This is a genomic window from uncultured Vibrio sp., assembly GCF_947488985.1.
Lineage (GTDB): Bacteria > Pseudomonadota > Gammaproteobacteria > Enterobacterales > Vibrionaceae > Vibrio.
On the sequence record NZ_CANLBV010000066.1, the window covers coordinates 1 to 21868 of the forward strand.

The following is a 21868-nucleotide window of genomic DNA, read 5'->3' on the forward strand; positions in this document are numbered from 1 at the left end:
TTTTTGTTTGGCGACTAAACCATATCACTTACTACCGTTTTTGTTTTTAGTTCCCGCTAATCCGCGATGAACCTTTTATATTTGCTGCAAATGGCTCAATCCATTTTACGACCACCAGTGGATCGTTTGTATGCAGTGGGTCCCCTCTGACTTTAAACGTGCTAGAAGCATCATGGTCTACGTTTTGTTCAAATGCCGATACTTGGTCCGATTCTATGATGGGGTTCCATGATAGCGCTCTTATCCCCTGATTTTGCTCGATGAGAGGTAAGGCAATTTGTCTAAATTCTTTTTGTGTGATGTCTTCATTCCCTGAAAGTTTCATCGCGAGTGATGACAATGAATCCAGATAATTTTCTAATTGATGATTGAGTGACTTTTCAACCAATTCCGAACGCACTTGAATTTGATGGTGTATTTTATTTTGCACAAATTCATTCGTATATTTTTGAATAATAGCCAGTGTCAGCAGTAACAGTATCAAAGGGATCACGAGTGCTCTTGATTGCGGTAATGTTTGGACAAAGTGATGTGAAGAGTGAAAAATAACCAATAAGATGGGAGTAATAATGATAACGCCCAAGAAGTTACCAAGCCATAAGATAGCCATGTTTGACCAATAGGAGCCCCCATGGTGACCAGTCACAAATTCTTGATATAGGATATTGGTCGCTAAGCCACCAAAAAAGCAGCAAACAAGAGCAACACCAATGAAAGTCGCCACTTTGCGTAAACAAGGGGCATTAGTAATGTCGAGCGATAAATGTTCAATCAAACGATAGTTAATCCAAGATTGGAAGGTGGAAACTAACCCCAGTCCAAGAGCTAACGATATCGAAAATGAGTCGAGACTATTAAGGTGTACTTTTTGAATCGCAAGGCTGACAGCGATGGAACCAACCAGAACGACAGGCAAAAAGCGATATTGCCATATTAGACAACCTGCTAACGCGATGCCAGCTGGAGCCCACAGTGTTGAGGGTTGGTGTTTAGAGCCCTGTACAAAAAACAAGTATACCGTTACAAAGTACAGTACCGCGAGTACCACATAGCGACCAATAGTCGCATTAGCACGATTGGGTAGCGGTGAGTTTTGCGAGGTCAGTTTAGCTTCGTCATAGAGATTGTCATTCTCAACTTCCATTAACATTACCGTAACAATGGGTTGCGAGATAAGTGTAGTTAATAGAAGTGATGTTGCATAGCGACGAAATGATTATGAAGATTAACTGTGAATTGGATGCAAAGCCAATTCACTTCTTTACGTACATCGAGTGTAAAGAAACCAATGTCCAGCAGCGGCTTTAAATAGGGGAACGACGAAAAGGTCAACGCTATTTTTGTCGACTTTCACTTAATGTCATTGCCTGTGGCTCGAACCATTTTATTTAATATTAGATGTTAAGCAAAATGAGAATTTGTACGACAAATGAGTTTTGGGGATGCATTTGGTGGATATATGAATCGAGCGCTTATTAACGACATTTTTGAGAAAATTATTATTGAGCTGATTGATATTTAACCAGATTATACCGGTTTTAAGTAGGACGGCACCATGTTTTGGCTTTTTCTGATTATTTTTGGCTGATTTTCTAATTATTAGCGAGTGGAGTGTTCTTAAAAGTCGTACAAATTTGAACTTGATCACTTGTGTTACTAATTAGTCAGTAGAGTCTAAGATCATCGTCACGTATTTAAATTATTGTAGTACAAATATATCTATCATCTATCTATAGTGCCCCCAACAAAACATAAATAAAAGGTCTAAAGATGGAACTCAATACGCTTATTGTTGGCATCTACTTCCTATTCTTAATTGCGATAGGGTGGATGTTCAGAACATTTACAAGTACAACAAGCGACTACTTCCGTGGGGGAGGTAACATGCTGTGGTGGATGGTAGGTGCTACGGCATTTATGACTCAGTTCAGTGCGTGGACATTTACCGGTGCCGCAGGTAAAGCTTTTACCGATGGTTTTGCGGTAGCGATTATCTTCATCGCTAACGCGTTCGGTTACCTAATGAACTACCTTTACTTCGCTCCTAAATTCCGCCAACTACGTGTTGTGACGGTAATTGAAGCGATTCGTATGCGTTTTGGTAAAGTTAATGAGCAAGTATTCACTTGGTCTGGTATGCCAAACAGCGTTATCTCTGCAGGTATCTGGTTGAATGGTCTAGCGATCATCGCATCGGGTATCTTCGGCTTTGATATGACAACAACGATTATCCTAACGGGTCTGGTTGTACTAGTCATGTCAGTGACGGGTGGCTCTTGGGCGGTAATCGCATCTGACTTTATGCAGATGGTGATCATCATGGCGGTAACGGTGACATGTGCAGTTGTTGCTATTTACCACGGTGGCGGTGTTACGCAAATCATTAGCGACTTCCCAACGGATTCGTTCATCACGGGTGACAACCTTAACTACATGAGCATCTTCAGCATCTGGGCTGTATTCATCTTCTTGAAGCAGTTCAGTATTACCAACAACATGCTGAACTCTTACCGTTACCTAGCGGCGAAAGATTCAAATAACGCACGTAAAGCAGCATTGCTTGCATGTATACTGATGACGCTTGGTCCAATTATTTGGTTCATGCCTTCATGGTTCATGGCGGGTCAAGGTGTTGATCTAGCTGCAGCTTACCCAGAGGCAGGCAGCAAAGCAGCTGACTTCGCTTATCTATACTTTGTTGAAGAATACATGCCAGCGGGTATGGTTGGTCTTCTGATTGCAGCGATGTTTGCGGCGACTATGTCTTCAATGGACTCTGGTCTAAACCGTAACTCAGGTATCTTTGTTAAGAACTTCTATGAGCCGATTGTTCGCCCTACAGCGACAGAAAAAGAGCTAATGGTTGTTTCTAAGCTAACGTCTACGTTCTTTGGTATTGCTATCATCTTGGTTGCTCTGTTCATCAACTCTCTTAAAGGTCTGAGCCTTTTCGACACCATGATGTACGTGGGCGCATTGATCGGCTTCCCAATGACGATTCCAGCATTCTGTGGCTTCTTCATCCGTAAAACACCGGATTGGGCAGGTTGGGGCACGCTAGTTGTAGGTGGTGTGGTTTCTTACTTCGTTGGTTTCGTTATCACAGCGGACATGATTCAAAACTGGTTCGGTCTAAACGAGCTAACAGGCCGTGAGTGGGCTGACCTGAAAGTGGCTATCGGCCTTATCGGTCACATCATATTTACTGCTGGCTTCTTCGTACTATCAACACTGTTCTACAAGCCTCTTGCTGAGCACCGTGAGAAAGACGTAGACAAGTTCTTCAACAACCTAGCGACACCACTAGTTGCTGAAAGTAATGAACAGAAGAAACTGGATAACAAGCAACGCCGTATGTTGGGTTCACTTATCGCGGTAGCGGGTGTGGGCGTGATGACTATGTTCGTACTGCCTAACCCAATTTGGGGACGCATGGTATTCGTTCTGTGTGGCTTGATTGTCTTTGCTGTTGGTTTACTTCTTGTGAAAGCGGTAGATGACAAAGTTGAGCAGCAAGACGACGTTACTACAGCAGAAAGCTAAACTCGACAAACAAAAAGTAAGCTATAAAAATTAGCAAGTATACTTAATACAACGGCCACCAATTTAGGTGGCCGTTATTTTGATATCCATTATTTAATGTGAGATGTACGATGAAAAAAAAATTAATTTCAGTAAGCATTATTAGCGCGTTTACATTAGCTTTCGTTGCTGGCTGTACTGGTCAAGAAAATAAGGCACCTGCTGCCAGCGCCGCTGAACAAGCCGTGCATACTGTTAGCGAAATCGACCGCAGCTACCTTTTGAGTAGTGACCGTTTAACTGAGGTTGATGGCAATACGCTGGCCGTTGCATCAGAAGCGCAAATGAGCGCTCTTAAAACACAATTTGAAAACCTTAAAGACGGTGACGAAGTTGTGATCCCTAACGGCAAATACGCCAACTTAGGTCAAATCACTATTACCGCGAACAACATCACGATTAAAGCCGAGCAAGCAGGTGCTGCATGGTTGACTGGCTTGGTTCAGTTTGAGCTGAAAGGTGACGATATTACGCTAGACGGTTTAGTGTTTACCGAAGGTGGTCCAAACGAAAGATTTGGCGCTGTACGTATGATGGGTAATAGCAACACACTACAAAACTCAACATTCTACTACTTTAACCATGATTACGCGTATGAGCCTGATGAGCGTCGCTCTGAATACCCAAGATACCTATGGGTTTCTCTATGGGGTAAAGACGGTAAAGTGATCAACAACCGTTTCGAAGGTAAGCAAAAACGCGGTACTTTGATTGGTGTACAAAAAGATGACACACCAGACAACCACTTGATCGCGAATAACATCTTCATGGATCAGAGACAGAATCAATTTAACGAATTGGATATCAAAGAAGCAATTCGTTATAACGGCAACAGCTGGGAAGCGATCCGTATAGGTGACTCGAAAGCATCTCAGTGGGATTCAAATTCACAGTTTGTCGACAACTTAATGATCGATATGGATGGTGAGCGTGAGCTTATCTCTATTAAATCCGGTGGTAACACTATCTCCGGTAATACGATTTTCCAAAGTGCTGCCCTGATTTCACTGCGTCACGGTAAAGGCAACAGTGTTGAAAATAACGTGATTTTAGGTAACGAAAAGAACCTAACGGCTGGCATTCGTATCTACGATGAAGATCATGTGATTCGTAACAACTACATTGCTGGCACTCGTGGACGTGACGGTGAGATTGAAGGCAATGCTGACCTACGTGGCGGTATTGTGATCAACACCGGGATCATTGATGTCGCAAACGGCGAGCAGTTAGATCAATCGGTGAAAGGCAAAGAGCTGAATAAGCAATGGACACCGAAAAACATCACGATTGAAAATAACTCACTAGTCGATACCGAGTGGGGCATTATCTACGGTAACCAAACTCACCGTGTGAGCCTGTTTGACAACTCAGAAGTTGAAAATATTTATGCTGGTGTTGATATTGCCTTCCGTCACAATGTAGTAGATAACTCGCAATCACCAGAGTTTATTAGTGTACGAGCAACCCATGATTACCCATTAGTGGATGCGACTTACACCGACGAAACGTATGTGGGTCAAGTGACCGACTCAGAGCTGATCGAAGGCTACTCGGTTGAGCTACCAAAAGTGGCGATTGAGAAAGGCATGAACGCTTACCAAGGCACAGGCGCAGACATTTCAAAACTGACGGTCGTAACGGCTGAAACCGCAGGCCCAGATTACGTGCTTGAAAACACGACTAAGTAGCCTTTACAGTTATCTGTTGAGCGTCGCTTATTCGCCGCTAGTTAAACTAAAAGCTAAATAGATGGATGACTAGATAGATTTTCTAGCTACCATCCCTGAAAGCCCCAACAGACGCATCTCTATTGGGGCTTTTTTATGCTTTTTTGAATCCGTACCTTTGAACCTTGAACCTTGAACCTTGAACCTTGAACGGCCAAGGATTTGCTACAGGCTGACGCGTTGTTTAATTTATGGTTATATAATCCTGTATTACTTTTCTATTAACCTGAACCTCAACATCAAGCGAGCGCTACTCTAAACATGTTTGATCAAATAAAAGACTTCATTAATCCGAGTAAGAACCCAGACCTTACTCAGGCCCATGAATATCAGCGCAAGCATCTTCCTACATTGTGGCTTTTGGGCAAAACGGGTGCGGGCAAGTCATCCTTTATTCAAGCGGTCACAGGGGATTCTTCTGTTGAAGTTGGCAATGGTTTTGCTCCCTGCACCATGACGGCGATGTCGTATGCGTTTCCGCAAGACAAGCCTGTGATGCGCTTTCTTGATACCCGAGGATTAGGTGAAGCGAATTATGATCCCAAAGAAGATCTTGAACAGGTGAGCCAAACTGGCAATGCGTTAGTGGTGGTGATGAAAGCCGACGAACCTGAACAGTCTGCTGTGCTTGCGGCTCTAAAAAAGATTAAGAAACAAAAGAAGATTAAACACTTGTTGCTGGTTCATACGGCGGTGTTGTCTTCCAGTGAAACAGATCGAGCAAGGCAGATTCAGTTCAACACCAACCAAGTAGAGAAGTCTTGGGGTAAAGGAGTTGAATCGGTAGCGGTCGATTTTGAAGTCGATGACAACGCTACGTCTAACAGCGAAGCGGTTTACAACTATGAGAGCTTGTTAGAAAAGCTGACCAGTATTCTTCCGGTGATCGGAATGATGGTGCAAGACAAAGAGCACTCCACGCAAGAAGAAGCCAACTTTGATCAAGTAGAAAACGAAGTGCTTTGGTATGCAGGCAGTGCGGCGGCGAGTGACCTGATTCCAGGTGTTGGTTTGGTATCGGTACCTGCGATTCAGGCCAAAATGCTTCATAGCTTGGCGAATCAATATGCGGTCGAGTGGAACAAGCGAGTCTTCAGTGAATTGATAGGCACACTTGGAAGCAGCTTTGCTTTGCAATACGGAATGAAGCTAGGCACTCGACAGTTGATAAAACTGATCCCAGTTTATGGTCAAACGGTAGGTGCGGTGGCTGCAGCGGCTATGAGTTTTGGCACCTCTTATGGTTTAGGGCGCGCGGCTTGTTTTTACTTCTATCATAAGAACAAAGGCGAAGCAGTGTCTGAACAAGAGATGCAGAAGATCTACAAAGAATCCCTGAAAAAAGGAAAGGCGGCATCGGGCTATGAAGAAAATTAGAAACCTATTTCGATTACTGGCGGTGCTATCGAGCGGCCGCTGGGGCATTGCCCTGATTTCGGCTATCTTACCAAGCATTATCATGATGGGTTTTGGTGTCTTCTTGGCGATCAAATACGGTTACCTACTCGAAATGTCGATTGCAGTTGCCGTGAGTACCTTGATGTTCACCATTCCTCTGTTTATTTCTAGCCGCTCTTCACGCGATTCTTCACGCCGCTCTTCCAGTACGGAGCCCTTCTCAAATAAAGAGAGCGACGACATTAGTAGGGGAAGTTCTGAATCACAACATAAAAAAGCTGATATTAACGATGCATTGGTTAAGGCCTCGGTTGATTGGTCTCAAAGAGAACTGTCGATTTGGAATGATTCAAAACACCATGTACGCCAACAATTAATGGTCGACATAGAGTGGGGCAACCTAGATCAAACCGGTTTAAAGGTACTTGAATTTGTGGCGAAAAAGTTTGATAAGAAATCGCTCGATTTCTCGATTCCTGAAGGGCTAAAGCTGTTCGAAGAGGTGAGCCGACGTTACAAACTGGTAGTGCGAGAGCATATTCCGGGCATTGAGTATCTCAAGGTTTCTTACATTAAAGCGGGCTATGAAGCCTATGACAAATATGGCGACCTAGGGCAGAAGATCGTTAAGGCCGCTATTTGGGGGAATCACCTCAAAAACCTCTATTTGAATCCGATAAAAGTCATTTCCGATTTGGGTCGAGAGCAAGCGACCGCATCGATGACTAGAGGTGTGGTTGATGACATGCAATACGCCGCTAAACAAGCCTTGTTAGATGAAGTCGCTGCGGTGGCGATTGATCTCTATAGCGGACGTTTTAGTATTGAAGATGAGGCGCTGAAAGCGTCCGATGTGTCTGAGCTAGATGAACAACGCTTTGCTCCAGAGTTAGAACCCGTGCGAATTGTGCTGGTGGGGCAAACCAGTTCAGGGAAATCCTCGATCATTAATGCACTTAAGCAAGAGCTGATTGCAGAAGTGGATGTACTGCCATCAACGGATACTTCAACGGTTTACAACGCGTTTGTCGATGGCAATGATGTGCGAGTAGTAGACCTTCAAGGGCTTGATGGCAATCCTAAAACTGAAGCCTTAATGCTGAAAGAGATGACCCAAGCCGATATGGTGCTTTGGGTACTTAAAGCCAATCAGTCTGCACGTGATTTGGATAAGCAGTTGAAAGATAGATTGGATGCTTTCTATGACGACGCGGAGAACATCTCACGTAAGAAGCCGATCGTTGTCTTAGTTGTCAATCAAGTCGATAGATTAAAGCCTGTAGATGAGTGGCAGCCGCCGTATTACTTAGAGAATCCAACATCGGCCAAAGCGAAGATCATTGCTCAAGCGCTCGAATATAATCAAACACTGTTGCAGCCAGACATTGCTTTGCCGTTGGCGATTGCACCAGAAAAGGTAAAGTTTGGTTTCGATACATTAAGGCAGACGCTGATCGAGCGTATCGCTGATGCCAATAATGTTCAAAGAAACCGCCAACGTTTAGAAGCTATGAAAAGAGGCACATCGGTTAAAGGGCAACTGAATAAAGCAGTCAAAGCGGGTAAGAAGGTGGCACCCAGTGCATTGAAAGTGACGACGCCGAAACTGGCCGAAATGGCGATAAAAAAGGTACTTAAGAAAAAGTAACGAAAGGATCGGGAACCAAAGATTGAAATAACAGGGTCCCCAGCATAGATGTGCTAAGTTAGGTTTGTGATCAAAGTCAATAGGCAAGAGGTTGTATAGTGATTGATGCTTACCTAAACTTAATCTAATGCCAACAAAGTAGCACTTTATTCACTATGACTTCCCATCGGCGCAAGCTAATCGAGTATTGCGATATACTAGACCGACAATTGTCCAACCTGAAAATTAAGCGCGATTCGCTTAATGATACGGCGTTGATGTATGAATATTTAGACATGTTGGTCAACAATAGCTTCGATAAACAGAAGTTTGATGATATCAGGTCCATCTCCAACTTAGCGGAGCAGGAAAAGTTCAAAGTGATCACGCAGGCTATTCACATCTCAATCGATAAGCTAACCGATGCTCATCAAATCAAAGCCTGTATCAAGGTAGGGCTCAATTTAATTAATGAGCAACAGAAGGTATTGGAAGAAGAATATACCTATGATCAGCTCACTGGCTTAAGAAACTTCAACTATCTCAGTAAACTCGATGAGTTATTCATGGATAAGAATACTCTGCTGATGTTTTTCGATATTAATAACATGAAGCATCATAATGACGTGTTTGGTCATGCTCATGGCAATGACATTATTGCCACGTTTTCTGGTGTGCTTCAAGACAGCGTGAGAAGTTCAGATGTGGTGATTCGCTACGGTGGCGATGAGTTTATCGTTCTATGCGCCAATGCACTCGGAAAAGTCTCGACGATCATTGAGCGTATCGAAACTAATATTGAACTAAAGAGTTTAGGCATAGAATTCAGTCTGGGCTGGGCGTACAACCTCAATCAGAATTTTTCTGAAACGCTTAAATCAGCCGACAGTGATATGTACTTCAATAAAAAATGGATGAAAGAGAATGGCGAAACTAAAACATATCATTTACAAAAGTAGTGCAATATTAAAAAACGTTGATCTAGACGAGATACTCAATGTCGCGAGGTCGCACAACTCAGCCGTCGATATCAGTGGGGTACTGGTTACTCATACTCATGGTTTTATTCAATATATTGAAGGTCCACCAAACAATATCGATGACCTCTATGAGCGTATTAAGAGAGATCCTCGACATCATGACGTTACCACTCTTTCTACAGGAGAGGTTTTTGAGCGTCGATATCAAGATTGGTCAATGGGCTATCTCTGTTTAGCGGATAAACCGATGGCAGAGTCACTTAGCAATAGCGATTTTAGCTCTCATCGTTTTTATGAGGTAATAGATAAGTCGTTGCCGCTGGGCTAATCGCTTAGGTCATTAAGTATAAGGTAGACCTGACTTATCAAAAGTGAAGGTGCGTTTATTACGCATCTCCACCTTCCACACTTAAGCCTCCACACGCCATTGTTCAGTTTAGCCACTCTTCAGTCTCTAGCGAGCGAAAAGTAGATTTTGAGAAAACACTAAGCGATTGAAGTTCAGTTAGTGAAATTAAACGCCAAGTCTATGTTTAATTAGGGCTCACTTAATACGATTAAGTGAGCCTTAATTTTTTGAAGATCGGTATTTGACTGTTTGGTTAGCTGAGAATTAAAAACGCACGTTGTAATTGTTGGTCAACCAATCGCGCACCCATTGGCGGTCATCGTCAGAAATGTTCAGTGCTATCTCAAAGGCTTTGGCGGAGTTGTCATTTACCGCTTGAGGGTAAAGGCCAAGCACTTGTGGTGAACGTTGTTTGTATTCCTCAGATTCCACCACCTCGGCAGCCGCTTTACGCCACGCTTGCACTATGTCGTCCGGTGTTCCTTTGGGTAAGAAAATCCCTTTTTGAGCGGCAAAGCCTGCAACAAAGAAGGCTTTCCAGACATTAAACTCACGACCTTCTGGCTTTTTACCATGAACCATTTCATAGACTTCAGCAAAGTGGGGCAGATCTGGGAAGGTAGGATCTCGTTCAAGCTCACCATCAGCATTCAGTACCCCCCAAGACATAATAGGAATGGCTTTGCCTTCTTCAACAAGCGGCATTACTTTCTTGATGTATCCGGCACTGGTTTGATAATCAGTATTCACTTCGCCACGTTCAAACGCGAGGCGACCAGCACCACGGCCCTTCATGCCGAAAATCGCTTGCACGGGAATGTCTAAGATATCGAGTGCTAGCAAAGGAACTAAGTCGAGCGAAGTCGCGCCTTGACTTGCGTATTTGAGCTCTTTGCCACGCAGTTCAACCAACTCTTCGGCAGAGCTGATCCCTAGATCTTTGCTGACATAGAACACACCGCCAGTGGGTGTTGCTAATACCGCTTTCCAATCTTTGTATTTGTATTTCACGCGCTTGTCGTTGAGTAAATACGGAAACTGTGTCGAACCAGAGGTCCCGAGTACATTCAGCCCATTGGTTTTCGCACGGCGTTGGAATTGGTTAGCCCCTTTGGTTGACCCTCCACCGGGGATGTTCTTAATCACAACCGTCGGCTCACCGGGTAAGTGCTTTGAAAGCATCGGCGCGTAAAAGCGAGCCCAGGTATCAGAGCCGCCGCCTTCTTTGAATGGTACGATCCATTCGACACGTTTTCCGGAAAGGTCAACTTCCTTTGCCATTATGGGAGCAGACATGGCTGCGATAGTGACGCCCAGCCCCATTGCCAAATGACGTACTAGTTTACCGAGTGTTAATTTGTGTTGTTGTTTACTCATGTATTTGCCTCTCGTCCATTCGCTGATTAGTGTTATTCGGCTGTATTTATTCGCCGTTGCTTTTATCGCTGAGGTATCAAGCTGAGTTCACAGTACTGAGGCAATCTGTCACTGACCTGTCATGTGTTTTTTGTTAAATTGGCGTTAAAGAAAGGTTGATCTTTGCTAGGTGTGAGGTGCTAGACGATAAGTCCCGTAAGAGTGATTAGGTAGGCTCTATACTCTGCTTGATTGATTGCTTGTGTGTAGGCACGTGAAGACGTGGCAAATAAAATGACCCCGCAATATGTAGCGAGGTCATTGGTTGCTCATTTAGGATTATTACCTGTGTTAGGGCTACTGCTCGTTACGGATCAGCGCCGCCAAGCGGAAGAATCCATGCACCATTTTACTGTAAGGCATTAACACGAACAGCGCTGCAACACTGGCCAAGTGAACCGCAAGGATCAGTGGCAGTAGTGAGGTTGCTGAAAGTAGCCACAGCAGCAAGCCGGTGGTGCTGACGGCAAACAGCAGCGCAACAAAGGCCATCTCGCCACCCCATACTCGCGCATCACCTAAATTTTTGTCGGCTTTGGTTTTTAACACCATCAAACCGAATGTGCCGATACTGAGCAATACTCCGCCGGAAACCCCAAGAAGCTTAGGCAACGAGAAGAAACCATAAGGCGCTGGGATATTAAATAGATAGTGCAATAAGGTTGCCACGCTGGTGGCAGCAAAGCAGAGTAGGAAGCCCCACATGGTGGCTTGGTGATAGTAACGTCGAGCGTGGGAAAACTTATCTTCCTCTTCGAAGTTACAGCCATCACCATGACCCCCAGCTAGGTTCTTCATTTTACCCGCACTGACAAAGGCCCCTTTGATATGACTCAGTTTGATCTTTTGACCTTCGATGCTCTGCCAGTAGTTACGCAAACTGATGACAATTGCCAATAGGGGAAACAAGAACAGCGGTGTGAAAATCGCCACTAGCACTTTATGCGGAACTAAATCATAGAAAGTCGTATCGCCAGATGCTGGTGAGCTTTGCATGATCATCATCACTAGCGCGAAAGCAAGGATCACCAGTGAGGCGATCGCCACGCCACTTTTGTGGAATCGAGTCGCAAACGCGGCCGGAAAGGCGTGTTTCTGCCAAGAGTCTTGACGTACTTCCGCCAGCGCTTTGGGAACATTTAACTCAAATTGGTGCGGAGCTGTAAACTGACACGCGTAAAAACAGCCACGACAGTTATGGCAAAGGTTGGCGAGCTGTTGAATATTGGCATCGCTAAAACTGCGCTCTTTATGAACTGCAGGGAACACCGAGCAATAGCCTTCGCAATAACGGCACGCATTACAAATTTCTAACTGACGACGTGCCTCTTGGAATGAAGAAATATCGGTAACTTCGATGGTTTGAACTGAATTAGCGTTTTGCATAACTTGCGGCCTCCTTACCTGCAATACGACCGAAAACGGTGCCTATCGCCATACCAAACCCAGCGAGATAACCTTGGCCGAGAATCGACCCTGCCATGGTTTCACCTGCGGCCCATAAATTTTTAATTTGGCTGTCATTGCCTTGAACTTGGGCGTTTTCATTGACCTTTAACCCTAGGTAGGTGAAGGTCACGCCGGTTTTTAGGCTATAGCCATAATACGGTGGGCTGTCGATAGGCCTTGCCCAGTTGGTTTTCGCTGGCTCAAGCCCTTCGGTTGATAATCCATCGAGCTCTGTCGGGTGGAACTTTCCGGGGCGGCAAGCAGCGTTAAATTCAGAAATTGTGCTTTCGAGCGCTTGTGGATCTAAGCCCATTTTTTCGGCTAACTCTTCAAGAGAATCGGCTTTTATTGGTGGGAATACCGACGGCATGAATAGGTTGATCGATTTTGAATCAATCACCACATAACCCGTTTGCTCAGGTTGGTCTGCAACCAGTCTGCCCCATATGGCATAGCGCTTTGGCCACACATCTTCGCCCTCATCATAAAAACGCTGACCGTGCTTGTTCACAACCACAGAGAAAGGCACGCAATCGAGTCGCGTGACAATGCCCCCATCATATTGCGGTGAACGGCCATCAATTGCTACCGCGTGACATTGTGTTGGGTCGCCAACAGACTGAGCGCCGTTGTCGAGTAAGCTTTTCAGCACCACACCTCGGTTGTAGGGTGTGCCACGGATCAGGAAGTTTTTCGCCGAAGGGCCCCAAGCATCCACCAGCCAATCGCGATCCGCTTGGAAACCACCAGAGGCGACCACCACGCTGTTGGGAGAAAGAATCTTAGACGCGCCCTGATGCTGAAATTGAATTTCAGTCACTTGCTCATTGTTAATCTCAAGGTTGGTGACTTGCGCTTCATATAAGATATCGACCCCTAACTTTTCAGCGGTACGGTAATAAGCATTCACCAGTGATTTACCTCCGCCCATAAAGAACGCATTGGTGCGAGCCAATGATAGCGTGCCGGATAATGACGGCTGAAAACGCACGCCGCGTTGCTCCATCCACTGGTAACATTCTTTGGTGTTACGGATCACCAAGCGTGCAAGGTTTTCGTCGGTTTTGCCTTTGGTGACTTTCATTAAATCATCAAAGAACTCGTCTTCGCTGTAGCTATCGACCAAGACATTCATTGGCTCTGAATGCATACACCTAAAGTTTCGGGTGTGTCGAGAGTTGCCGCCTCGATAAGACTTGGGCGCGCCTTCCAGTATCATAACGCTTGCGCCGGCCTCAGCCGCTGTCATTGCTGCACATAGAGCGGCATTGCCTCCGCCAATAACGACCACGTCGTAATCTTTCTTCATCCTTGTCCACCTGAATTTGATTGTTTTTATAGGATTTTCAAAACGATGATAACGGGCAAGCCTGTCACAAACCTGTCGTGCAGAAATCACAAAACGCGTTTTTTTATTGAACAACTGATGGCGCATAAAAAGAAATGATCTAGAGTAGGCTATCGATTCGGCAAATGGGGGAGAGTAATGAGATTACTGGTTGTAGAAGACGACGAGGTATTGGGCGAAGCGATCGTTCAAAGGATCCAACGCCAAGGACACGGGGTCGATCTGGTTCAAAATGGCTTAGAGGCTGACTTGATATTGCAGCGCCATGAGTACGATTTCATTATCCTTGACCTCAACTTGCCGAAGATGAATGGCGATCAGGTTCTGAAGAAGCTCCGGCATCGAGGTACCTCTACGCCTGTGCTGATTTTGACAGCAAGAGGGCAGGTGGAAGATCGAATCCAATTGTTAGATCTCGGTGCTGACGACTACTTAACTAAGCCGTTTGATTTTGGTGAGTTAGAAGCGCGCTTACGTGCAATGCTAAGGCGAAATCGCGGGCAAGCGGAAAATGTCATCCGATACGGCAATCTCAGCCTAGATAGAAACGCTTGCACTGTCATGGTTGATGAGCAATTGATCGACATTAAACAGCGTGAGTTTCGCTTATTGGAAATTTTTCTCAGCAATACAGGAAAGGTGATGAGCAAAGACGAGTTGCTTGATCGCTTATGCAATTTTGATGAAGCCCCAAGCCCGAATGCGGTGGAATTGTATGTCGGACGATTGCGTAAAAAGCTGCAAGCCAGCGATATCGAAATTAGAACGCTGCGTGGTTTAGGTTACTTACTTGAGGCGTATCATGAGCCCAATCGATAACCCCTTAACCTCTAACCATAGCAGCACTGGTCAGCGAGAAAATACAGGTCATCTAGAAAACATCGGTCAGCTAGGAAATTTGGGGTATTTAGCAGGCATAGGTAAGCGCTCGATACGCAGCCAGTTTATTGCGATGTCGGTTGGGCTGGTGATCATTATGGGAACCGTGGTTTACATTCTTGCTGACAACTATGGTCGGCAGACCGCAAACAACTCGTTTGACCAATTTTTAACGGGGGCGGCGTTACAGATATCAGAAACCATCACTATTCAAGATCATAAGATCACCGCCAATTTACCTTGGTCGGTCTTTGAAACTCTGTCGATCGCAGAAGAAGATCGAGCCTTCTATCAGGTTATCGACATTCATGGTAATTACGTGACTGGCTATCAAGATCTTCCCCTACCGGATAACTGGTATTCCTTGGTGGAAAAGCAGTCTACTTCACTGACTGAACCTGTGTTCTACGATGCCCCTTACAGTGGTGAAGTGGTTCGTTTTATCGCGTTTGGTAAATTACTCACTGAACCCCATTACTCAGGGGTTGTCACTATTATCATTGGTCAAACGCAGCGCGCGAGGCAAAGCTTAGCTGGCGACATTACCCTCAATGCCATTCAATTGGTGTTTCCCTTTATCTGTATCGGCTTCTTTTTGGTGCTGGTGGTGATCTGGCAAACCTTACAGCCTATTCACCGATTAAATCGCAGCATTGCCAAGCGTAACCCGTCCGATTTAACGCCGATTAATCACGTGGTACCGGCTGAAATTGTGCCCCTTGTCAGCAGTATTAACCGTTTTATGGGGCAGATCAGCAGCAGCCTTGAACGCCTTGAAAGCTTCACAGCGGAAGCCGCTCATCAATTGAGAACGCCGTTAGCGGGCATTAAATCTCAGACCGAAAACGCAATCACAGAGCCAGACGAAACACTCAGGCAAATGCAGCTAAAACGGGTGTTGGAGTCGTGCGATATGCTCAGCAGCACCATTGACCAGTTACTTGAACGCGCAACCTTGTCGCACCGTATGCAGAGCCAACAGTTGCAGTTAGTGCGTTTGGATGAACTGGCGAAACAAGTCTGTCGTGATGTGGTACTCGCCGCGCTGCACAATGGGGTGGATATTGGCTATATCGGTGAGGCAGAAGCCACCGTCGTTGGCGACGATTTTGTATTACAGCAAATGCTGCGTAACGTTATCGAAAACTCAATTAAGTATTCAAAACAGGGGGATAGCATTGATATTGAGCTGCACAAGGTCGAGGGCGAAAACCGGGTGATCTTGCTGGTCAGAGATTTTGGTGTCGGCATTAAAGACGAAGAAAAAGAGCATGTATTCGAGCGATTTTATCACAGCCCAACCAATCCTCGCTCCGGTACAGGGCTTGGCCTCTCCATCGTCAAGGAGATCGCCGACTACCATCATGCGCAGCTCGAACTTCTCGATAACAAGCCACAAGGGCTGATTATGAAGTTTACATTCCCTACGCACGTGGAGGTGAGGTGATGAAAGTGTGGACAGCGATCAGTGTGGGCATAGGATTATGCTGTTTATCCGTCGCCAATGCCTCGCCGAGCGTTGAGCAAAGGCTGAAAAGCAGTGAGTTATTGGTTCGAGGGGCCGCAGACATTGAAGAGATAAGACCGCTGCTGGTCGAGTTTCGCCGTCGTAACCCAGATATAGAACTCACCTATATTGAAGAGAGCACCATCGACCTGTATCACAATATGTTGAGTGGCGAGTATGACTCAACCGATGTGATTGCAAGCTCGGCGATGGATCTTCAAGTTAAGTTGGTCAACGATGGTAATGCGCAGCCCTACTTATCTTTAGAGACTCAAAGTTTGCCCAGTCGAGCAAAATGGCGAAATGAGATCTTTGCGTTTACTTACGAGCCCGCAGTGATCGCCTATAATCACCAACTGCTAGAAACCATCGCCAAAGAGCCCGTCTCAGAGCTGCAAACGCGAGCCGATATGCTCGAATTTATACGTAACTACAGCGACCAAATGGACGGTTTAATTGGGACGTTTGACATAGACAGTGTCGGTGTCGGCTACTTGCTTTGGTCCTATGACAGCCAACAAACGGCCAGTTATGGGCGAATATTAGAGTCATTCGGCATCCACAACGCAAAGCTCTACTCAAGTAGTAAAGCGATGCTCGACGCACTCAATAAGGGAAAAATTGCCTTTGCCTATAACGTGCTTGGTACCTATGCCAACAGCGTGACGCGTTCTAACCCACACATAAAACTGCTGCTGCCTAAAGACTACACCACCGCGATTATGCGCACCGCCTTTATTAAGAAAGATGCCCCAAATCCTTATGCGGCAAGGCGTTATATCGATTTCTTACTCTCGATAAATGGGCAACAGATTTTGGCTGAATCTTCAAGTTTGTCACCGATCCGAACCAGTGTCACGAGCCACTCAACAGGTACTAGCTACTCTGCGAGTAATAATCACTCTGCGGCTAATAAGCGCCCAGCGGATGACCATCATCTAGCAGGTAACAGTCACGTAGCAGGTAACAGCCCAATAAAGCGCAGTGAGCTCTATTTTCAGCAAGAGCGGGGCCCCATACGAAGTATTCCTTTAGGGCTGCGCTTACTTATTATGACCGATAAACTGAAACGAGAAGTGCTGATCAATGAATGGAAGAGTGCGCTGATCGTAGGCTGGTCACCTGAAGAAGACTGATGTGCAGCGGCCAACGCTAACGCTTGGCACGGATAACTGAATTGATGGTGTGAGGTTTGTATAACGTAAGCTTGTATGATCTGAGATAGGCTAGAAAAATGGATATGTATGACTAGAGCGAGGGGAGAAACGACCCGTTGGGGGGGGGAGCTGGGCCGTTTCGGTGTTGCATGTTCAGTACTGAATTTGCTGTTTCGGTGCTGAAATCTACGCTAGTTGCTTCTGCCTTCTAAGACATCGAGCGCCAAGCCTACAGCTTTATCAATATTGTCGCTTCCAGATAACTTACCTGAACTTATAGGCCCTAACACATTGGCATATAAAGAAAGTTGTTTCTCAAATGGAAGGCCTAATTGCTCATATAATCGCTGGCGGATCTCAGCATGGTGCTCAGGGGCTTGAGCAGCAAGGCCTTTTAACGTGTCATAAATGAGAGTTGTAGTCGTGTTCATACGCATTCTAATCTTTGAGTGGGAGATGTTCATTCTATAATCTTTTTCAAGAATATTACAGTGACATATGTCATACAATAGTGCAAATCTACCGTATTATTTAAGTGACCGCATTCACTTATTTGTCGTCAACTAAGTGTAAGTGGGCTGGCTTGTCTGTAATTCAATGGACTGACTTGCCGTAGCTAAATTGATTAGCTTGTGGTGACGAAATGGATTCGCTTGTCGCTCGCTAAAAACGCCTTGCTAGGCAACTAAAAACTCGCGGGTAGGCAACGAGTAAGCGTCCTACTTGCTTTAGATCAAAACAAGAGTGGTTATCAATTGTATTTGTAGTGACACAAATACACTATGCACATATTGAATTTACTATTTTGTGAATATTTGCATAATGAATCTCGCCCAAGTCGACCTCAATTTATTGGTGATTCTGAAACACCTCCTTGAAGAAAAGCACGTTTCAAATACCGCATTGGCGCTGGATATGAGCCAGCCAACCGTGAGTCGCTCTCTACAAAAATTGCGTACTGTGTTTAATGATGACTTGTTAGTGAGAGCGGCTTATGGCTATGAATTAACGCCGAAAGCCGAAGCGATTAAGCAAGATCTTAATTCCGTGCTGACACGCCTAGAAAAGCTGGTTCATGGCGATGTATTCGAACCACAGAACAGTGACAGTACGGTGCGCTTTTTTGGCTTGGTTCCTCAAATCTCTCACTTGTTACCAAAAGTGGTCGCGGAAATACGTCAGCAAGCGCCAAATATGGTTGTGGACGTGGACTCTATCCCTAAACGACACTTTGAACCCTTACTCTCTGGCGATGCACACTTTGTGTTGTCGACCAATGAGCCATTAAGCTCAGAGCAAAACTTATACCGCATGTTTGTGGTCAGCCGTGACTACCGCTTGCTGATGAGTAAAGACCATCCGTTAGCCGAGAAAGAAGTCACCGTTGATGATCTTTTGAATAGCCAGCTCGGGCAGATCTCATTGCAAGGTGATAAAAAGCTCGCGATTGAAAACCGATTTAAGGATTTGGGCCTGATTGATAAACAGCGCCGCTTGTCTATCCCAATTCAATTATCCAACTTTAATGTTGCGCCTGATATGGCCGAAGCAACTGACATCATTTTCCACTTGCCGACCCCGTTTGCCGAGCAAGCCGCCAAGCAGCGAAATTTGGTCTGTAAGCGCGTACCGAACGCATTGAGACACCCCTCTGAAGATGTTTATTTATATTGGCATAAGCGCTTTCATAATGACCCTATGTGCCGTTGGGTGCGTAATATCTTTAAAGAACTGTATAGCTAACATTTGCATACATGCTCATTATATACATAGCTCATTGTATACTTAGCTCTTTGTATATATAGGCTCGGTATACATAGCCCTCTGTATACCAGGTATCTGTTTACATCACCCTCCTCAGATTAATACCGTTCTCAGCGATAGATGCATCACTGATAACGGTATCGCCATGATCTATAGGCATGCAAATAATCGTCGGTCAATTCGGAATAGGGTAGCTATTTACCCACTTATTCATCAAGCCTATCAAATGCAATTAACTTAAATTAATTATACACACCCCATCTTTTGTATGCTCGTTATGAATAATGGGAATCGAGTTATTGTATGAAACTTTCATTGATTAGCGAGGTAACTGACTGTTTAATGAAAACCATTATCATTACCACTCACATATAAGAATGAATATCATGTCTGAGAGATCCCTTTTGATTCGCAAACCTTTATCGCTCGCAGTCGCTGTTATTTGTACTTCACTTTCGGCTAACGTGTTAGCACTGGAAGAAGTAAAAGATACAGATGAGCAAATGGTTGTTACGGCAACTCGTACAGAGATGGCTTTGAAAAAAGCACCGGCTTCTATGTCGGTGATCACCGCGCAAGATATTGAAGACAACCCAAGCATTACCTTGGCAGACATCGTTGCTGAATCAACGAGTGTCGAGTCTGACTTTGATAGTACTCGTGCGGGTCGTCAGATGATCTCTATTCGTGGTATGGATTCTGATTACACACTTATTATGGTCAATGGTCGTCGCTTAAGTTCGGCGAGTGCCATCATCCGTGGTAACGACTTCGACTTATCTACTATTCCAGCGGATTCAATTGAACGTGTTGAAATCATCCGTGGTCCAATGTCGGCACTGTACGGCTCTGATGGTATGGGTGGTACGATCAACATCATTACTAAAGCGCCAGATAACGATTGGAGTACCACCATCAATATGGACACGTCGTCTCCATTAGACGGTGATGGTGGACAAGAGCACTCAGTAGGACTAACCACTTCGGGTGCCTTGATTGACGATGAATTGTTTGCGCGTTTATCTGTAAACCAAACAGGTCGCGATGCTTGGAAACCATACTCGGGTACACACAGCTCAGGTTATGATCGTAAAGACATCACGGCGTTAGAAGAGCGTGATACGTTAAGTGTATTAGCAAGCCTAACTTGGCACGCAACAGACAATCAAACCATCGATTTTGATTTTGGTTACAGTGACGACGAGCGTGAATCAGCAGCGGAAAGTTCAACGTCTGTGATTGAATCTGATACGCGAGTTGTGCGCAACAGCCAAGCGATCACACACAGTGGTTTTTGGAGCTGGGGTGATACACAGGTTCGTTATTCTCGTGAGAGCGTAACAGACAACGATGCGGCCGACCTAGGCAATAACTTCAGCAGTGATATCGAAGAGTTAACTCAAATTGTTGAAGCGTCTGCAACCACTTATCTTGGCGAGAACCATACCTTAACATTTGGTATGGACTACCAACTGAGTGAGCTAACGAATAAAGAAAACCTAGTAAGTGGTACTTCGGAAGCTTACCAAGGTGCATTGTTTATTCAAGACCAATGGTTAGTGAACGATAAGCTAACGGCAACACTGGGTGGTCGTTTAGACAAACATGAACTGTACGGTGAAGAGTTCAGCCCACGTGTGTACTTGGTACACCAAACAACCAATGACTTGATCATCAAAGGTGGTATAGGTAAAGCATTCAAAGCGCCAACTTTGACGCAAAACCAGCCTGATTACCAAGTACCAAGCTGTAAAGGCAGTTGTGCTTTAGTCGGTAACGAAGACCTGAAACCAGAAACCAGCTTAAACTACGAACTAGCGACTGTGTATACGCAGCCTCGTTGGAATATTGAAGCTGCGCTGTTCCGTAATGAAATCAATGATCTGATTGACAGAACAGAGGGTTACTGCCCACAAGGTGGTGATTGGAACGAGAGGGCGCTTCAATGTGAAAACCCAGATGGTTCACCAACGGGTGAACTAGGCGAAAAAACTTACGAAAACGTCTCTGAAGCGATCATTCAAGGTCTTGAGCTAGGAGGTATGTATCAGATCTCTGATGCGTGGGATGTATCTGGTAACTACACATACTTGGATACTGAAGACAAATCAACAGGTGAGCAACTACTTGAGCGTTACAAGCACTCAGGCTTTGTTAAGCTGAACTGGAGCCCTAACTACGGTCTAAATACCTTCATCAGCGCGCGTTACCGTGGTGAGCGTCAAATCGAAAGTGATCTAACTCAAGATGCCTACACCACATTGAACCTTGGTGCGATCTACAACGTTAACGATTCACTTCGAATTCGTGGTGGTATCACTAACTTAACCAATGAAGCGGTTTCTGACGAGTTGGAATACCTAGGTTATGTTGAAGAGCCACGTACTTACTATGTAGGTCTAACGGCTGATTTCTAATCGGCAATTGACATAAAGGCTCGCGGTTGAGCTGGCGAACTTAATAAAAACCCACACTGGTTTGATGCTTGTAAAGCGTTCAGCGAGTGTGGGTTTTTTAGATCTTATTGTGATTGACTGTGTTCGAGACAATATTGGTAAAGTATGATATTGATAATTTGGACTAGGGTAGAGGACTTGTCCAAATTACCTTATACTCGTTCAACTTGAAGATGCAGGCTTGAGAACTTGAAAGTTATCATTAATTCGAGATGCCAAAGAGCCTGCG

16 protein-coding genes are annotated in these 21868 nt (G+C 45.0%); 11 read left to right on the top strand and 5 right to left on the bottom strand.

Translation table 11 applies throughout. The features are described from left to right. Nucleotides 1-46 precede the first annotated feature (46 nt). Nucleotides 47-1144 (bottom strand): MASE1 domain-containing protein, encoded by a 1098-nt coding sequence (locus tag Q1A70_RS13855; protein ID WP_299692498.1) that lies wholly within the window; start codon nucleotides 1142-1144, stop codon nucleotides 47-49. Between the two features lie 626 nt (nucleotides 1145-1770). Between Q1A70_RS13855 and Q1A70_RS13860 the strand changes: the two genes are divergently transcribed. The 6 genes from Q1A70_RS13860 to Q1A70_RS13885 all read left to right on the top strand — a co-directional run bounded on the left by Q1A70_RS13860 (nucleotide 1771) and on the right by Q1A70_RS13885 (nucleotide 9642). Beyond that, nucleotides 1771-3543, top strand: coding sequence for a transporter (locus Q1A70_RS13860; RefSeq protein ID WP_299692495.1), 1773 nt, complete (start codon nucleotides 1771-1773; stop codon nucleotides 3541-3543). A gap of 110 nt (nucleotides 3544-3653) precedes the next feature. After that, nucleotides 3654-5270: a polysaccharide lyase 6 family protein gene (locus Q1A70_RS13865; RefSeq protein WP_299692492.1), complete on the top strand. Its 1617-nt coding sequence runs from the start codon at nucleotides 3654-3656 to the stop codon at nucleotides 5268-5270. 300 nt (nucleotides 5271-5570) lie between these two features. Continuing rightward, the gene (locus Q1A70_RS13870; RefSeq protein ID WP_299692489.1) at nucleotides 5571-6686 is read left to right on the top strand and encodes a GTPase; all 1116 of its coding nucleotides are present in this window, start codon (nucleotides 5571-5573) and stop codon (nucleotides 6684-6686) included. Continuing rightward, entirely contained in the window at nucleotides 6673-8355 is a 1683-nt protein-coding gene (locus Q1A70_RS13875) for a GTPase (RefSeq protein WP_299692486.1), read from the top strand. Before Q1A70_RS13870 ends, Q1A70_RS13875 begins: the two co-directional genes overlap by 14 nt. 257 nt (nucleotides 8356-8612) lie before the next feature. Further along, nucleotides 8613-9293 (top strand): GGDEF domain-containing protein, encoded by a 681-nt coding sequence (locus tag Q1A70_RS13880; RefSeq protein WP_299692483.1) that lies wholly within the window; start codon nucleotides 8613-8615, stop codon nucleotides 9291-9293. Continuing rightward, nucleotides 9259-9642, top strand: a complete 384-nt coding sequence (locus Q1A70_RS13885) for a BLUF domain-containing protein (protein WP_299692480.1) — start codon at nucleotides 9259-9261, stop codon at nucleotides 9640-9642. Before Q1A70_RS13880 ends, Q1A70_RS13885 begins: the two co-directional genes overlap by 35 nt. 285 nt (nucleotides 9643-9927) lie before the next feature. Here Q1A70_RS13885 and Q1A70_RS13890 read toward each other — a convergent pair whose 3' ends face one another. From Q1A70_RS13890 to tcuA, 3 genes are all read right to left on the bottom strand, one after another. After that, nucleotides 9928-11040: a tripartite tricarboxylate transporter substrate-binding protein gene (locus tag Q1A70_RS13890; RefSeq protein ID WP_299692477.1), complete on the bottom strand. Its 1113-nt coding sequence runs from the start codon at nucleotides 11038-11040 to the stop codon at nucleotides 9928-9930. 336 nt (nucleotides 11041-11376) lie between these two features. Next, a complete protein-coding gene (tcuB, locus tag Q1A70_RS13895) occupies nucleotides 11377-12465 on the bottom strand; it encodes a tricarballylate utilization 4Fe-4S protein TcuB (protein WP_299692474.1) in 1089 nt (362 codons plus the stop codon). Next, entirely contained in the window at nucleotides 12452-13837 is a 1386-nt protein-coding gene (tcuA, locus tag Q1A70_RS13900; protein WP_299692472.1) for an FAD-dependent tricarballylate dehydrogenase TcuA, read from the bottom strand. Before tcuA ends, tcuB begins: the two co-directional genes overlap by 14 nt. A 177-nt stretch (nucleotides 13838-14014) precedes the next feature. On the opposite strand from tcuA, the gene Q1A70_RS13905 reads away from it, so the two are divergent. The 3 genes from Q1A70_RS13905 to Q1A70_RS13915 are packed head-to-tail and all read left to right on the top strand — an operon-like array spanning nucleotide 14015 to nucleotide 17398. Further along, nucleotides 14015-14695 (top strand): response regulator transcription factor, encoded by a 681-nt coding sequence (locus tag Q1A70_RS13905; protein WP_299692469.1) that lies wholly within the window; start codon nucleotides 14015-14017, stop codon nucleotides 14693-14695. Continuing rightward, complete coding sequence (locus Q1A70_RS13910) at nucleotides 14679-16202, top strand: sensor histidine kinase (RefSeq protein WP_299692466.1); 1524 nt, start codon at nucleotides 14679-14681, stop codon at nucleotides 16200-16202. Before Q1A70_RS13905 ends, Q1A70_RS13910 begins: the two co-directional genes overlap by 17 nt. Then, on the top strand, nucleotides 16202-17398 hold the full coding sequence (locus tag Q1A70_RS13915) for an ABC transporter substrate-binding protein (RefSeq protein WP_299692464.1): 1197 nt from the start codon (nucleotides 16202-16204) through the stop codon (nucleotides 17396-17398). The genes Q1A70_RS13910 and Q1A70_RS13915 overlap by 1 nt, the downstream gene beginning before the upstream one ends. 212 nt (nucleotides 17399-17610) lie before the next feature. On the opposite strand, the gene Q1A70_RS13920 is transcribed toward Q1A70_RS13915, so the two are convergent. Continuing rightward, nucleotides 17611-17850 (bottom strand): PAS factor family protein, encoded by a 240-nt coding sequence (locus tag Q1A70_RS13920; protein WP_299692460.1) that lies wholly within the window; start codon nucleotides 17848-17850, stop codon nucleotides 17611-17613. A gap of 391 nt (nucleotides 17851-18241) precedes the next feature. On the opposite strand from Q1A70_RS13920, the gene Q1A70_RS13925 reads away from it, so the two are divergent. Together Q1A70_RS13925 and Q1A70_RS13930 are read left to right on the top strand one after the other, a co-directional pair. After that, nucleotides 18242-19162, top strand: coding sequence for a LysR family transcriptional regulator (locus Q1A70_RS13925; protein WP_299692457.1), 921 nt, complete (start codon nucleotides 18242-18244; stop codon nucleotides 19160-19162). Nucleotides 19163-19569: 407 nt separating this feature from the next. Beyond that, nucleotides 19570-21600, top strand: coding sequence for a TonB-dependent receptor (locus tag Q1A70_RS13930; protein WP_299692454.1), 2031 nt, complete (start codon nucleotides 19570-19572; stop codon nucleotides 21598-21600). The last annotated feature ends 268 nt before the right edge of the window (nucleotides 21601-21868 follow it).